Annotated in this window: 11 protein-coding genes; 9 read left to right on the plus strand and 2 right to left on the minus strand. The window is 47.5% G+C overall.

The annotated features are described in order from the left end of the window. The first annotated feature begins 17 nt into the window (after positions 1–17). The 7 genes from CLV59_RS20935 (at position 18) to CLV59_RS20965 (ending at position 9,934) form a co-directional block, all read left to right on the plus strand. A complete protein-coding gene (locus CLV59_RS20935; RefSeq protein WP_111594031.1) occupies positions 18–359 on the plus strand; it encodes a T9SS type A sorting domain-containing protein in 342 nt (113 codons plus the stop codon). An 18-nt stretch (positions 360–377) separates the two neighbouring features. Next, positions 378–4,502 carry a PKD domain-containing protein gene (locus tag CLV59_RS20940; protein ID WP_111594032.1) on the plus strand — a complete coding sequence of 1,375 codons (4,125 nt, stop codon included), beginning with the start codon at positions 378–380 and terminating at the stop codon, positions 4,500–4,502. A 24-nt stretch (positions 4,503–4,526) separates the two neighbouring features. Beyond that, the gene (locus CLV59_RS20945; RefSeq protein ID WP_111594033.1) at positions 4,527–5,531 is read left to right on the plus strand and encodes a PorP/SprF family type IX secretion system membrane protein; all 1,005 of its coding nucleotides are present in this window, start codon (positions 4,527–4,529) and stop codon (positions 5,529–5,531) included. A 25-nt stretch (positions 5,532–5,556) separates the two neighbouring features. After that, entirely contained in the window at positions 5,557–7,554 is a 1,998-nt protein-coding gene (locus CLV59_RS20950) for an OmpA family protein (RefSeq protein ID WP_245950912.1), read from the plus strand. A 24-nt stretch (positions 7,555–7,578) separates the two neighbouring features. Then, entirely contained in the window at positions 7,579–8,613 is a 1,035-nt protein-coding gene (locus tag CLV59_RS20955) for a PorP/SprF family type IX secretion system membrane protein (protein ID WP_111594034.1), read from the plus strand. 55 nt (positions 8,614–8,668) lie between these two features. Continuing rightward, positions 8,669–9,253, plus strand: coding sequence for a collagen-like triple helix repeat-containing protein (locus CLV59_RS20960; protein ID WP_146616265.1), 585 nt, complete (start codon positions 8,669–8,671; stop codon positions 9,251–9,253). Positions 9,254–9,349: 96 nt separating this feature from the next. Continuing rightward, entirely contained in the window at positions 9,350–9,934 is a 585-nt protein-coding gene (locus tag CLV59_RS20965; RefSeq protein ID WP_111594036.1) for an RNA polymerase sigma factor, read from the plus strand. 80 nt (positions 9,935–10,014) lie between these two features. Here CLV59_RS20965 and CLV59_RS20970 read toward each other — a convergent pair whose 3' ends face one another. Then, the gene (locus tag CLV59_RS20970; protein ID WP_111594037.1) at positions 10,015–11,172 is read right to left on the minus strand and encodes an acyltransferase family protein; all 1,158 of its coding nucleotides are present in this window, start codon (positions 11,170–11,172) and stop codon (positions 10,015–10,017) included. 511 nt (positions 11,173–11,683) lie between these two features. Between CLV59_RS20970 and CLV59_RS20975 the strand changes: the two genes are divergently transcribed. Together CLV59_RS20975 and CLV59_RS20980 are read left to right on the plus strand one after the other, a co-directional pair. Further along, positions 11,684–13,519: an ABC transporter ATP-binding protein gene (locus tag CLV59_RS20975; protein ID WP_111594038.1), complete on the plus strand. Its 1,836-nt coding sequence runs from the start codon at positions 11,684–11,686 to the stop codon at positions 13,517–13,519. Positions 13,520–13,530: 11 nt separating this feature from the next. Beyond that, positions 13,531–14,646, plus strand: a complete 1,116-nt coding sequence (locus CLV59_RS20980; RefSeq protein WP_111594039.1) for a glycosyltransferase family 2 protein — start codon at positions 13,531–13,533, stop codon at positions 14,644–14,646. Between the two features lie 7 nt (positions 14,647–14,653). Here CLV59_RS20980 and CLV59_RS20985 read toward each other — a convergent pair whose 3' ends face one another. Beyond that, a complete protein-coding gene (locus CLV59_RS20985) occupies positions 14,654–15,448 on the minus strand; it encodes a glycosyltransferase family 2 protein (RefSeq protein ID WP_111594040.1) in 795 nt (264 codons plus the stop codon). Positions 15,449–15,454 lie beyond the last annotated feature (6 nt).

The raw sequence follows: 15,454 nt of genomic DNA on the forward strand, positions 1-15,454 counted from the left end.
GAAGAAAATATACGGCAATGAAGAAGATGATGATTATCACAATTGCTGGCGTATTGCTGCATGTGGCTTCGGCCCATGCAGCAGCGCACAGCTGCCGCCAGGGGATAGACAGCGTTCTGGAAAGAAACAGGGTGCTGAAAGTATATCCGGTCCCGTTAGGCGCTCAATGTACCATTGAAGGTATCCGATCCATCAAACAGTTGGCCCTGTATTCTATTGCAGGACAGCTGGTGAAAATATGGCAAGGCAACGGGAAACTCTCCCTGCTGGCTGCCCAGGATCTTTCAAGAGGTACCTATTTACTCCGCGTGTCTTTCGATGATGGCACCTGCGTGAGCAAAATAATTCTCAAGCAATAACCTGTCAACGCTACTAACATGAAACAGTTATACAACATATTCAACCATACCCGTCTCTGCTTCAACAGATACTGGCTGGTGTCAGCGATGTTAGTGTTGCAGTTCGTGGCCATTAAAAGCACAGCCCAGAACCGCTCCAACAGGGGAAAGGAATTCTGGGTTGGCTACGGACTTCACCAATTTATGGAACCCGGACAAGCCAATAACCAGGAAATGGTACTGTACCTCAGTGCAGAAACTGCAGCTACCGTTACCGTGTCTTACGGACCTACTTACTCCAAAACTTATAACATTCCTGCCAATACAGTCATCGCTACAGACCTGATTCAGAAAGCGGGTACCAATGATGCAAGATTGTATTCGCCCCCGCCAGGCTTCGGAGGAACAGGAGGAGAGGGCGTCTTCACTAACAAGGCTATTCATATCGTCAGCAATGTGCCTATCGTGGCATATGCGCATATCTATGGCTCTGCGTCCTCGGGAGCCACCATGCTGATGCCCACGGATACATGGGGTTACTCCTATATCTCCTGCAATAGTCAGCAATACTATGGCAATAACTGCTTCTCCTACATGTTCGTTATCGCCAAAGAAAATAATACGACGATTGAAATCACCCCTTCTGTACCAACCAGAAACGGACGTACAGTAGGAGTACCGTTTACGGCTACACTGCAAAAAGGAGAAATCTACCAAGTGGTAGGAAAACTCGACCCGGATAATAATAGCAGCAAAGGATTTGATCTGACGGGAACGACGGTGAAATCCATTGCCAATCCAAACGGAGAGTGTTTTCCTGTGGCAGTATTTTCCGGCAGCAGCCGTACTTCCATTAATTGTGGCGGGTGGGGCGGTAGTGGAGATAACGCACTCCAACAGATTTTTGGTTATGAAACCTGGGGAAAACGCTATCTCACTGCACCTAACGCTATCGATAATGACCCTACAGGAAAACAGAATAATATTTACCGTGTAGTCGTGAAAGATCCTGCAACCATTGTAAAGGTGAATGGTAATACACTGACCGGACTGCAACGCAATTCTTATTATGAGTATAACAGCAGTACGGGGGATTATATTGAAGCAGACAAGCCTGTGCTGGTGACACAATACATGACCTCCTCCGGTAACTGCGGAAATAATATGCAATGGGGAGACCCGGAACAAGTGTACATCAGTCCCATAGAACAGGCCATTAAAAGCGTAGGATTTTATCGTAATAATAAGGAAGATATCAGAGTAAACTATCTCACACTTATCATTCCAACCGGAGGTCTGACCTCTCTGCGCATTGATGGCTCCAATACCTTCGATCACGTCTATGCGCATCCCAATCGGCCCGGATATTCCATTGTGGTGAAAAGATGGGGCCCTACTGTCGGGCAATCCCAGGCTTCCAGTGATTCTGCATTTGTAGGTACCGTTTATGGAATGGGACCAGTAGAAAGCTATGCTTACAATGCCGGCACATTGGTAAACAACCTCAACGCCGTTGGCTCTATTCATAACGAATACGATAATACGAAAACTACAAATGATTATACCTGTACAAATACGCCGGTAGAACTCTCTATTCTCATGGCTTATCAGCCAACTAAAATGGTTTGGAAACTGAGTGAACTGGCAGGACTGATCACCCCCGCTACAGACGTTACTGTGTTGAATCCTGTTAGCACTGGTACGATCATGGTAAAAGGGATTCCTTACTATAAGTACACCCTTCCAGGCACCTATATGTTTAATACAAAAGGAGAATATGATATCCCTGTATTAACCACCCATCCCAGCATAGAAAACTGTAACAATACAGAAAGAGTAGGCTATACCATCATTGTGAAAGATATGCCGGATAAGAAATTCTCCACGGAATATTCCGGCTGTACGCTGGATACCATCTACCTGAGAGGGGATACTATGAACGTGGCCAACAAGCAACACCGCTGGTATTGGGAATATCCAGGCAATGTGAAAGATAGCGGACAAACAGTGAAGAAACTCTTGCCGGTAGGTACCAACCTGGTGAAACTAACCGCGATCAGTGGAGAAGGTTGCGTCTCCGATACCACTTTTGGAATTGGGGTAGTTCCTAAGCCAGTGGCTAGTTTTACCAGTGATGTAAATGCATTGTGTGCGGGGGGTAAAGTAGTGTTTACAGACAACTCTACCTTTGGCGGCACGAAACCCATTGGGCAATGGTACTATGATTTCGGACATGGTAATCCCCTGAAAGACAGCACGGGTACGCCTAAAACGGATAGTTTCCCTACTGCTGGAATCAAAGTGGTCAAACACGTGGTAAAAGTAAGCGAGGCTTGTGTCAGCGATACAGTAAGTATTTCTATTACAGTAAATGCTAATCCTGTTGCAGGTTTCAGCTTCCCTGCCGGATGTATCGCTTCGGATGGTATTGTGCAGTTTACAGGTACTCCAACTGTAACGGATAACAGTACTTTCACTACGCATGCATGGAGTTTCGGAGATCCTGCCGCCACTCCGGCCAACCCGAATACCGCCGCTATACAGAGTCCTGCTCATACTTATGGAACCGCAGGTAATTATACCATCAAATATGCAGTTACTACCGATAAAGGCTGTACGAAAGATTCTGTGCTGAGCGCCACCTTTAAGTTCAAACCTAAACTGGCTTACGCTGCTTTAACGGCAATATGTGAAAATGTAAAAGGTACGGTGAAGGTAGACAAAGGTACTGTGCTGAATGGCGTTACAGGGAACGGCTACTATCGTGGACCTGGCGTAGATGCTACCGGTAACATGACGCCGGCTACTGCTGGTCCCGGCACGCATACTATCTGGTATGTATTCACCACTACAGATGGTTGCGCGGATTCTATCTCCACAACAATCGTGGTGAATGCAAAACCGGCAGCGGCCTTTACGATCGCAGATGTTTGTCTGGGCCAACCAGTAAATATCTATCCGCAGCCAGATCCGAACGTCGTTTCCTGGTCCTGGGATTTCGGTAACAAAACGACGGCTACATACACCAATGGCAATCGCTTTACTTTCAATTATACACAAGACAGCACCTGGAAAGTAGCCCTCGTTACTCGTAGTACGCAAGGCTGCAGCAGCGATACGCTCATACATCCTGTAACTGTGCATCCTTTGCCGGTGGCCGACTTCACGCTGCCAACGAAAGTCTGCATGCCGGAAGGTACCGCAGTCTTCACGAATAAATCCACTATCAAAGGCGCACAAGCGCTTACATATAACTGGAATTTTGGCGAAGCTAATGGCATTTCCACCGCCACAGATCCGACGTATCACTATAAGGGTTACGGACCAGTGAATGTTAGTCTCACCACTACTTCTGCGGCTGGTTGCGTGAACACTGCTACAAAAGCATTCAACGCCTTTTTTGCACAACCGGTGGCTGGCTTCAAAGTTACGCCGGATACGCTCTGCCAGGGATCAGATAATGTGTTCACAGATCAAAGTACAGACCCTACGGCCAACATTTTAGGCTGGACCTGGAACTTCGGTGATGGTACCACTTCTACAGAAAAAAATCCCGTGAAGAAATATGCCCAGCCTGGAGAGTATGGCGTGCAACTGCAAGTGGCATCTGCCTCCGGTTGCGCTTCTGCTCCGTTCAACAGTACTGTGATGGTGTATCTGCAACCAGTCATCGATGCAGGACCTTCCTTCGTAGTGCCGCAAGGTACGCTGGTGCAGTTCCGCCCAACGGCAAATGATTCTGTGAATCTGCAGTTCCGCTGGGAACCAGCGGGCGACTTCCCGAATCCGAATGTTTTCGCGCCACAGATTACCGCCATGAAGGATGGAGAATACACCATGACGGCCATCGGCAAACATAACTGTACTGCTTCCGATAAGATGACGGTGAAAGTGCTGAAGCCCGTACAACCGCCAACTGCCTTCTCTCCAAATGGCGATGGTATCAACGATACCTGGGTGATCAAAAACCTGGACGATTATCCCGGCGCTACGGTGGAAGTTTTCAACCGCTATGGTGCAAGGGTATTCAGAAGTCAGGGCTATGGCACGCCATGGAATGGACATTCCAATGGAGGCATATTGCCGGTAGGGACCTATTACTACGTGATCAAGCTGAAGAACGGGTTCCCGCCACTCACTGGCTACGTGACAATTCTCAAATAACACTAACACTTAAATACTGCGTACATGAGAAAGAACTTTGCTGCATTGCTTTTGATGCTCATAGCCATTACCGCCGGCAAGCGGCTGATGGCGCAGACAGATCCTCACTTCTCCCAGTACTACGTATATCCGTCCTGGTTAAACCCTGCGCTGACCGGCGCATTCGACGGAGACTACCGTATTGCGGCGATCTATCGTACACAATGGGGGAATATCAGCCCTTTTAAAACGTATGGTATATCAGCAGAAGTACCCACTGCCAAGAGTATCAACTTCGGCGCCAGCGTCCTCAATCAGGCCGCTGGAGATGCCGGATATAACTATACTACCGGCTATGTAAGTGCGGCCTATACTGGGGTGAAACTGGATGCCAGTCATTATCATCAGCTGACCTTCGGTCTGCAAATGGGTTTCATCCAGCGTAAATTCGATCCTTCCAAATTCAGCTTTGGAGAACAATGGAATCCTGTTACAGGATATAATCCAACAAACCCTTCTACAGATGGCGTTTCCCGCACCTCTGCGGCTTCTTTTGATGCCGGCGCCGGCGTACTCTACTATGATGGTACCCCAGGTAAGAAATACAATATCTATGGCGGTTTTTCTGTCATGCATCTCACCAAACCTGCCGATCAGTTCAGCGCCTATGGGGATGCGCGTATGCCCATGCGCGTTACTGCCCATGCTGGTATCAAACTGAATATAGACGACCGTTTTTCTCTGACGCCCAATATCCTCTATCTCCAGCAGGGATCTGCCTCTGAGAAAATGATTGGCGCATATGGTCAATACAATGCGGCACTGGAAACAGATGTAATACTGGGTTTGAACTATCGCTATAAGGATGCTTTTACGACCCATGCAGGCTTCCTCTACAAAAATATGATGCTGGGTGTCAGCTATGATATCAATACCTCTGATCTGTCTAAAATGGCCAGAGGAAGCAACAGCTTCGAGGTATCGCTGACATTCATCGGCAGAAAGAAAGTAAGAACTCCTGGTGTGGACTTCGTTTGTCCAAGATTGTAATCATCCAAAAAGTAACTGGCAACTCATGAGAAAAATAATATTCACCACCGCTGCTGCATTAATGATGGCCATGTCGTCGCAGGCACAGCTGGCATATAACTACCTGCGGGCTGCGGACGAATACTACAAAAAGAATGACTATAATTCCGCCGCCACGTATTATGAAAAATACCTGGGCACAAAAGGTAAACTGGTCCGCCAGGAATCCTATAAGCCCTATGTGGCCGTGTCTGCCTCTAAACAACCCAAAGCAAAAGTCAGCAATGAAGAAGAGGCTACTTACCGACTTGCAGAAAGCTATCGCCTGCTGCACTATTACGATAAGGCAACCCCTTACTATGCGACTGTAGTGGAGTCTGCAAAAGAGAATTTCCCACTGGCGGCTTACTACTACGGGGTTTCGCTGCGCGCACAAGGTAAATATGAATTAGCCGGACAAGTATTTCAGCAGTTCCTGGACAACTATAAATCAACAGATCAGTTCCGCGAATCAGCCAACAGGGAACTGCAGAATATCCGGTTTATCACGGGTGAGCTGGCACGTAAAGATCAGCAACTATATAAAATCACCAAAGCCCCGGCGGCTTTGAACACTACCGGCGCCAGCTACGCGCCACTGTGGCTGTCGCCGGAAACCCTCGTGTTTACTTCCACTCGCCCGAATGAAGCCACTGGGGATCATAGCTATATCAACCGCCTCTACACGGCCGACTATGAAGCCGGCAATGCGGCCAATATCCGCCTGATGACATTGGATCAACCCGTGGATGTTCATCAAGGTAGCGCGGCTGTTTCACCAGATGGCAATCATTTGTATCTCACCCGTTGGCATATAGAACATGGTAGGAAAATCGCGGCTATCTGGATGGCTTCCAAATCAGGAGATGCCTGGAGCGCACCGGTTTTGCTGGATAGCCTGCTCAATGTACCAGGCTATAATACCCAACAGCCTTTCGTTACTCCCGACGGAAAATATCTGCTGTTCAGCAGCGACAGAGCAGGAGGGCAGGGCGCTTTTGATCTCTGGTATGCTACCCTCGATGGCAATGGAAAACCAACGCAGGTAATGAATATGGGTGAAACCATTAATACGCCGGGCAATGAGCAAGCGCCATTTTACCATGGCACTACCGGCACGCTGGTGTTTTCCACCGATGGCAGAACCGGTATGGGCGGCTATGATTTCTTTGCTGCCCGCGGTACTGTTGATCATTGGAAGACGCCAGTCAACATGGGCGCTCCTGTTAATTCTATCAAGGATGATATCTACTTCGCCAGTCGCAGTAATAACCGCAACCTGCTGGATGATGTACTGCTGGGGACCGACAGGGATGCGGCCTGCTGCCTGGAATTATTCTTCCTCCATAAAGATCGTGCACCAAGGCAACTGAACGGCGCCGTCGTTTCCTGCGACGGAGGTACGCCAGTGGCCGGCGCTACAGTCACGGTTACTGATCCTTCCCGCAATGAAGTGATAACCACCCTGACCACTGGCTCAGATGGTAAATATGCTTTCACCGTACCGGAATATTTGCCCCTGAAACTGGAAGCTAACGCTGGCGGTTATACGAAAGGTGATGCACAACTGGCATTACCGGAGGATCTGGATGCTGACGCAGACGACGCTCCGGCGATTTGCATTTCTCCCATAGTTGCGCCGCCCGTGGCCACTATAATCGACAATGTATACTACGATTTCGATGAGGCTTCTTTACAACCGGCCTCCTATGAATCGCTGGATAAACTCGTCGCCATGTTGAAGGATCATCCGGCCATGGAAATTGAATTAGGAGCGCATACAGACAGCAAGGGTACCGACAAACATAACCAGCGCTTATCAGTAGCCCGTGCTAAAAGTGTAGTGGAATATCTCATCAGCAAAGGAGTTGATCAATCGCGCCTCACATGGAAAGGCTATGGAGCTACACAACCGGTAGCGCCGAATACCAATCCGGATGGCAGCGATAATCCGGAGGGTCGTCAGCTGAACAGGCGAACCACCTTCACGGTGCTGAAGAAATAACTGTTCACCTAAAATACGAGTGACATGAAAAAGATTGTGTTGATAGGTATGCTGATAGGCAGCATGCATTTGGGTTACGGACAACAGTTGCCGCATTATACCCAGTATATCATGAATCCTTTTATCATCAATCCTGCTATCGCGGGAATTGAAAACTACTGGGATCTGCGATTGAGCCACCGGCATCAGTGGACTGGTATCAACGGTTCGCCGGTGACTACCTATCTCACCCTGCAAGGTCCGTTGCATAGGTCGGATTATGCAGGCGAAGCCTCGCCTACAGGCTTTAATCCGGAAGGAGAGAACCCTCGCGGACACGCGTACTGGCAAGAGTATACTACACCGCCATCACATCCGGGGCTGGGACTTACTGTCCTGAATGATAAGGCAGGACCTATAAACCGCTTTTCCATCACCGGCGCCTATGCGCATCATATCAACCTGTCGCCTCGCACCAGTATCAGTGCTGGCATAGGACTGGGTATGCAACAGGTATCGCTGGATACGCGTAAAGTGGAATTCCTGGACCCCAATGATCCGGTGCTGGGAGGAAGCGCAGGGATTCTGAACCGCTGGCGTCCGGATGTAAGTCTGGGACTATGGCTGTATTCCGCCAATTTCTTTGCCGGCGCATCGGCACAGAACATTATTCCGCAAAAGTTGGGGTTTGATAATGGTAAGGTGGTGGGTGCATCGGCCTATCAGGGTAAGCTGATTCCCCACCTCTTCCTGACTACCGGCTATCGTTTATGGCTAAACGATGACCTGAATGTAATGCCTTCTGTGATGGTGAAAATGATCACAGCGGCCCCTGTCAGTTTCGATGTAAATGCCCGTTTCATGTACCGCGACCGGCTATGGATGGGCGCTTCCTATCGCATCAACGATGGTGTGGCAGGCATGTTCGGGGTAAATATCAGCTCCCTTATTAATATTGGCTACTCCTATGATTACTCATCATCCGCGCTGAACGTGGTGAGCAAGGGCTCCCATGAAATCATGATTGGTATACTCCTCGGTAATAAATACGGAGATACCTGTCCGCGGAATGTATGGTAGTCTCACTAAAAAATTAATCAACCAAACAATAACAAACAAAACCAAAAGTTCGATTATGAAACAAATCAAACGCTTTGCGTCCTATGCACTGATGCTGACTGCAGCTGTAATGTTTTTGGTAGCCTGTAGCAAAAATGGAGATCCGGGTCCTGCCGGCGCTGCTGGCCCTAAAGGAGATAATGGTGCAAATGGTCCGCAAGGTCCTGCCGGTCCTAAAGGCGATACCGGCGTTGCCAACGTTATCTATTCCGCATGGCTGGATGTAGCTTATTTACCAGATACCGATACTTCCGCTACCGGAAAGGTGGATACTATTGGTTGGTATGCAGGTATCCCTTCCGCGAAACTGACTGCTGCCATGATTGGCAAATGTGATGTGAAAGTATATATGAACTTTCAGACCGCAACGGACCCTGTTGTAATGCCATTACCTTACTTCGGTTCCTTCCAGGTAAACTATTATTTACAGCCAGGCTATATAGTGCTGAATTCTGATGTGAGAGCCAGCACCATAACCTACCAGGGAAATAAATATTATCAGGTGCGTTACATCATTATTCCAGGTGGCGTGAGTGCACGTGGCGCGATCGATTGGAATAACTATGAGAAAGTAAAAGCCTGGTTAAACATTGTGGACTAAACAACAAATAACATCTTAGAAATGGCGGTCCCTCTGTCGAGAGGGACCAACCTTCCCCCCACATATTTATTGATGCTTAAAGTTTGAAATTAAGGTATGCAGAAATTCAACCACCTCTCGGATCAGGAGTTAGTCCGATTGTATCTTGATGGCAATAACCCGGCCTTCACTGCACTGGTGTATCGGCATAAGGACAGAATCTTTACCACCATTGTACTGCTGGTGCGCGACAGAGCGCTGGCGGAAGATTTCTTTCAGGAGGTATTCATAAAAATTATCAATGCCCTGAAAGCAGGACAGTATACGGATAATAACCGGTTTTGCCCCTGGGTCATCCGGATTGCCCATAACTTTTGTATCAGCCATTTCAGAAAGGCCGATACGCGCAACAACATCTTTACTTCCTTTAATGATGCAATTGGCGACAGTATGCATTATACCGAATTCAGCCCGGAACATCGCCTGATCACCGGCGAACGATATCGGGAAATAGAAGAAATGATGGACCGATTGCCTGCCGCACAGCGGGAAGCCCTCATCCTGCGGTATTATGCGGGACTAAACTATCGCGAAATGGCGCAGACAGTAGGGATCAGTATTAATACGGCGTTAGGGCGTGTACGTTATGCCCTGATGAATATAAGGCGCCAGATAGCTGCCGCGGAAACAACGATGTGCTGAGATAAAAATACTTGAAACAAGGAGCCCATAATATATACAGGGCAGAATAGCCATCTGCTGTTCTGACCCTGTAAAAATGGCTACATGCGCGTTTCCACGCTGGCGAATTTCGTCTTTACTTTCAGGAAACGCTTCTCATACAATTCATAGGAGACATATGCCACCCCGCAGGTCAGCGTTACACAAAGTATCGGATAACAGATTTCATAGAGCCAGACCGCCTTTTCCGGCCCATGCATCTTCATAATAAGTATTAATAACAATTGTGCAACCGGCTGATGTAACAGGTACAAACCGTAGGAAATTTTCCCCAATGTTTTCAAAATCGGATATTCCAAATGCAAAATACTGTTCTCAGCTACCGCCATCAGCATGATATATCCAAATAATACTGCATGAATAAAATGATCATAACAGTAACGGGTCAACGCAGGAATATGAATGATTTGGAAGACAACCAGTATGGCCAGCAGCAGCACCAACACCTGAATCCAGGGTTGCAGTATCCGCTGAAGGAAACCTTCATACTGTTCTCGGTTAAACAAGATATATGCGGCAAACATACCCATCCCGAATAATTCCAGTTTATCGAATAACAGGAGATAATTGACGCTCAGTAACTGCTCCGGCTTCACTGGTAATACCATAGGCAACACCAGGCATAAAGTCTTGCAAAGAAATCCGGTTCCCAACATGAGGAAGAACAAGACTTTCAGGCGATTGCGGAAAACTTTCAGTAGTAGTGGCCAAACAAGATAAAACTGTTCCTCAATACAAACTGACCAGGTAATTTCCAATATTCCCCGGTTGTAGGGAAAGAATGCCAGCTGAATATTGACGGCAAAAAGCAGCAGGAAAAGTAAATTAGTCAGAATAGTGGCCATATCCGTATTGGCCGGCATGCCCAACATATGAAAAACAAAAGGGGAGGCCAGCGTCAGCAAAACGCCGTAGGCCAGGTATAGTGGCCATATACGAAGTATCCTCCGAATATAGAAGTTACGGAAATTAATAGTGCCGGTTACCTGTTGCTCCTTCAGCAAGAGATAACTGATCAGGAATCCACTGAGCACAAAGAACAGGTTCACACCCGCCCGACCCCCGTCTTCCAGTATATAATTCAACACTGGCCAGGAATCCACTTTATCAATGCGCTTGAAAAACTGAATATGATGCAGCATGACCAATAGCGCTGCTATAAATCTGATGGCATCCAGGTTCTTAAAATATACTTTCATCAGGGCAACATTTGGGACAATCGGCTATCTGGCATATGCAGCATAGGGAAATTGCGATATTAGATTGGCGCTGAAGATACATAAAAATTTGATATGCTGGTTTCTCGCAGAGCAGCAAAGCAGCAATGCAGCAAAGATTGGTGTTTTGTTGTTTGTTTCACGCAGAGCAGCAAAGCAGCAATGCAGCAAAGGGGGGCAAAGACTGGTGTTTTGTTGTTTGATAAAAATAGATTTTCGTAGCTGGTCAAGGTCTTGAGTCATTTCACCTGATACTGAATGTGAAATTATTTCATACCAGAATACCGGTACTAGGAAGTGCCTTTGCTGCCTTGTTGCTTTGCTGCTTTGCGAGAAAGAACCAGCGCCGCAGGCGCCACCTCCACGAAAAAGTAAAATTCAGCCCAATATTTGAGGACTAATTACCGTTAACAGAATATCAACTTTATCTTGAAAAACTTGTTAAGTTGAATTACTATCCCCCATTCTGAATCAATAATTTAGGCGAAGAGACATGAAAGTATATTTCCGTTTATTATCATTTGCCAGGCCGCTTCTAAAGTACGCATTGCCATACTTGCTGTTCACCATTCTGGGTGTCATCTTCAGCACCCTCAATCTGGCCCTGCTGGCGCCCCTGCTTTCCACCCTGTTCCAACAAGGCGCAAAACAACCGCCTCCCGTGAAACCAGAACACTATATTGATATATTTAAAAATTTTCAATATTACTCCTGGTATATCAACGACCATTACGGCGTAACAAAAACCTTGCAGATGGTGTGTTTCGTCATTATCGCCTCGGTATTCCTCAGTAATATTTTCCGCTACCTGGCAGACCGCACGATGGAAAATCTCCGCATCCATACATTGCTAAACCTCCGCAAGGCAGTATTTGATAATGTAATGGACCTGCACATTGGCTACTTTAATAATGAACGGAAAGGAGATATCATCACTAAAATATCTACAGACGTGCAAGCGGTGCAGTACTCCGTGACAGGTACCCTCCAGGTGCTGTTTAAAGAACCCCTCACACTCATTGCCTACCTGGTCATGCTTTTTGTTATCTCCTACAAACTCACCCTGGTAACGATCCTGGTAATTCCTGTAGCAGGACTCCTCATATCCCGGTTGGTGAAGAAACTGAAACAACAAGCCTCCGCTTCGTATATGTCTTATGCCATTATGATCAGTTACCTGGAAGAAGCCCTCTCCGGAATCCGGGTAATCAAAGCTTTTAATGCAGCGGGTTTTATCAAAAAACGTTTCAACGACGAGAATATACACTACTCAAAAATCCTGAAATCTATGAGTCGCCGCCAACAACTGGCGTCCCCGGTATCAGAATTCCTGGGCGTACTTATGGTGGCAGGTATTGTGCTCTACGGCGGCTCTCTCGTCACCAATAACAGTGGAGAACTCTCCGCCGAAAACTTCATCGCCTACATCGTGATCTTTTCGCAGGTCATGCGCCCCGCAAAAGCTATTTCTGAAGCCTTTAGCAATATCCATAATGGACTGGCAGCAGGCGAACGGGTGCTCTCGCTCATAGATGAAAAGCCGCAATTACAGGATATTCCCAATGCCAAACAACTGAAAGGCTTTGAAGAGGAAATACGTTTTGAGAATGTTTCCTTCTCTTATCATGATACGGCAGTGGTGAAGAATGTATCCTTCTCCATTCCCAAAGGCCAGACTGTGGCGCTGGTAGGCCCTTCTGGCGCAGGGAAATCTACCATCATGGACCTGTTGCCAAGATTTATTCAACCCCGTTCCGGAAAAATTACGATAGATGGCACAGATATTCATGAGGTGCAGGCACATTCTCTCCGCGCCATGATGGGTATTGTAGGCCAGGATTCAGTATTATTTAATGATACCATATTCAATAATATTGCCTTTGGTAAACAAGGGGTAACCCAGGAACAGGTGGAACATGCCGCCCGCATCGCCAATGCACATGATTTCATCAGCGCAACTGTCAATGGATACCAGACAAATATCGGCGATAAAGGTATCAAGCTTTCCGGCGGCCAGCGGCAGCGTATCTGCATTGCCCGCGCAGTGCTGAATAATCCGCCACTCATGTTGCTGGATGAAGCCACATCCGCACTGGATACAGAATCAGAGAAACTGGTGCAGGAGGCGCTGAATAATCTGATGCAATTCCGCACTTCGCTAGTGATAGCCCATCGCTTAAGTACCATCCAAAATGCAGATCATATCCTGGTAATGGATAATGGCTGTATTGTGGAACAAGGAACCCACCTGGAACTGTTGGCATATAACGGCGTGTATCGCCGACTAATCGATATGCAATCCTTCACAGCCATGCCGGTAACGGAATAAATATATTACATATGTCAGTGTCTTCCCTGGATATTATCATTCCTTCCTTTCGGCCTGCAGCCAACTATCTGCTGCCCATACTGAACCTGGCAAAGCCTCCGGATATCCGTATCCGTTATTTTCTGGTAGTGGATAATCCTACAGCCACCATCCCTGAAAGTATTAAGGAAAGAGAAGGTCCTGACCTTAACATCATTCATCATCAGCAAAATCAGGGTGCAGCGGTTTCCCGCAATGATGGTATCGAGGCCGGTCATGCACCATGGATGCTTTTCCTGGACGATGATATCCTTGTGCCGGAGAACCTGCTGTTTACCTACATCCATGCTATTGCCACACATCCGCAGGAAATCGGTTTTATTGGATTGATCCGTATGCCCGCTCCCGGTACTGCTTTCACAGAGGCCATTCGGGCCAGCGGTTCCATGGACATATTTACAGTAGCGGAGAAGAAAGAAAACCATGCCTGGGGAGCAACGGCCAATATTATGATCCGGAGATCAGCATTGGGAGACATCCGCTTTTCTGAATTATATCCGCGCGCAGGGGGAGGAGAAGATATTGATTTCTTCCTGAAGGTCAGAGCCCATAATCATTATCGTAATTTCAAATCGCTGCCAGAAGCGGCCGTATTACATCCCTGGTGGAACCAGGAGAAAGTGAATATACAACGCCCTTTCCGTTATGGTATCGGTGGCAGTTGGCTCGCACAACTGAACCCACAATATGTATACTATGATTTACTGAATACGCCGGAACTATTGCTCCTCCTGATTTTTGGTAGTGTGGCGGCAGCCGTCTGGAAACCGCAACTTATTCCAGGATTACTGTTTATCCTGCTGGGAATCATTATCGTGGAATTAGTGGCCAATATGATCCAGGCATTGAAACGCCGGGCTCCCCTGCGTCCTGCTGTGTTTTTTTATGTACTGTTACTCCGGCTGTCATTCCAATCGGGCTTGCTGTGGGGGAACCTCTCCAGGGGCCGACTAACAGGCATGGGTGAACGATTCAATGACGACGGGAAAATTCGAAAGCTGAATTTCTATCGGCTGAACAGTTATAAAATAACAAAGTGGATTGGCTACCCGCTGGTATGCTGGCTGGCATTCCGGTATTGGTTCTGAGTGAATACTATACCTGGCAGTATCCGTTTTTACAACTCACCACTCTGGCTTGAATAGTCTGGTGATAGAAGGCTTCATTCTCCTGGTACTGCTGCCTGGAATTCAGTTGATGATGCAGGTGAAAGCAGATCGCAGCGAGTTTGAGTTTCTTCTTTCTCACCCCGCCATGGATAAGGCGTGCGGCGAACTCGTTGTCTTCCCAACCCCAACCTTCAAACAAATTATTATACCCGTTGATGGCCATGAAATCCTTGCGCCAGAAAGCCAGGTTGCAGGCGCGTACCTTACTCGCGCCAGATGGTTTAGCGCCAATCAGGAAAGATAAAGGGGGAACACGAAGGGCATTGAAACGGTTGGCAAGGCCAGGTACGAGGAAGTGGAGCGACTTCCCCGGATTTTGTATTACCGAATGCGTGAGCGCTTCTTTCAGAATAGCCCTGGAGCCTTGTACAAAGTGGCCGGATTGAGCATTACGTATATGATCAGCGATGAAGTGCGGATGCATGACGATGTCTCCATCAATTTCAATGATATAATCGGCAGATGCCAGTTTGATCGCCTTATTCAGAATGATACTTTTCCGAAAACCCTGATCCTCATGCCAGGCATGCTTCACAGGAAACGGAAACATGGCCCGGTAGCGGTCTATCAGTTGCCGGGTATCTTCTCTGGAGCCATCATCGGCTATCAGGAGTTCGTCTGGGTAGCGGGATTGTTTGAGTAAACTGAGGAAAATTCGTTCCAGTGCCTGCGGCCAGTTATATGTACTGATGAGTAACGCGGTTGAAAAAGATCCATTCATATATCT

The organism is Chitinophaga dinghuensis, from assembly GCF_003259435.1.
GTDB lineage: Bacteria > Bacteroidota > Bacteroidia > Chitinophagales > Chitinophagaceae > Chitinophaga > Chitinophaga dinghuensis.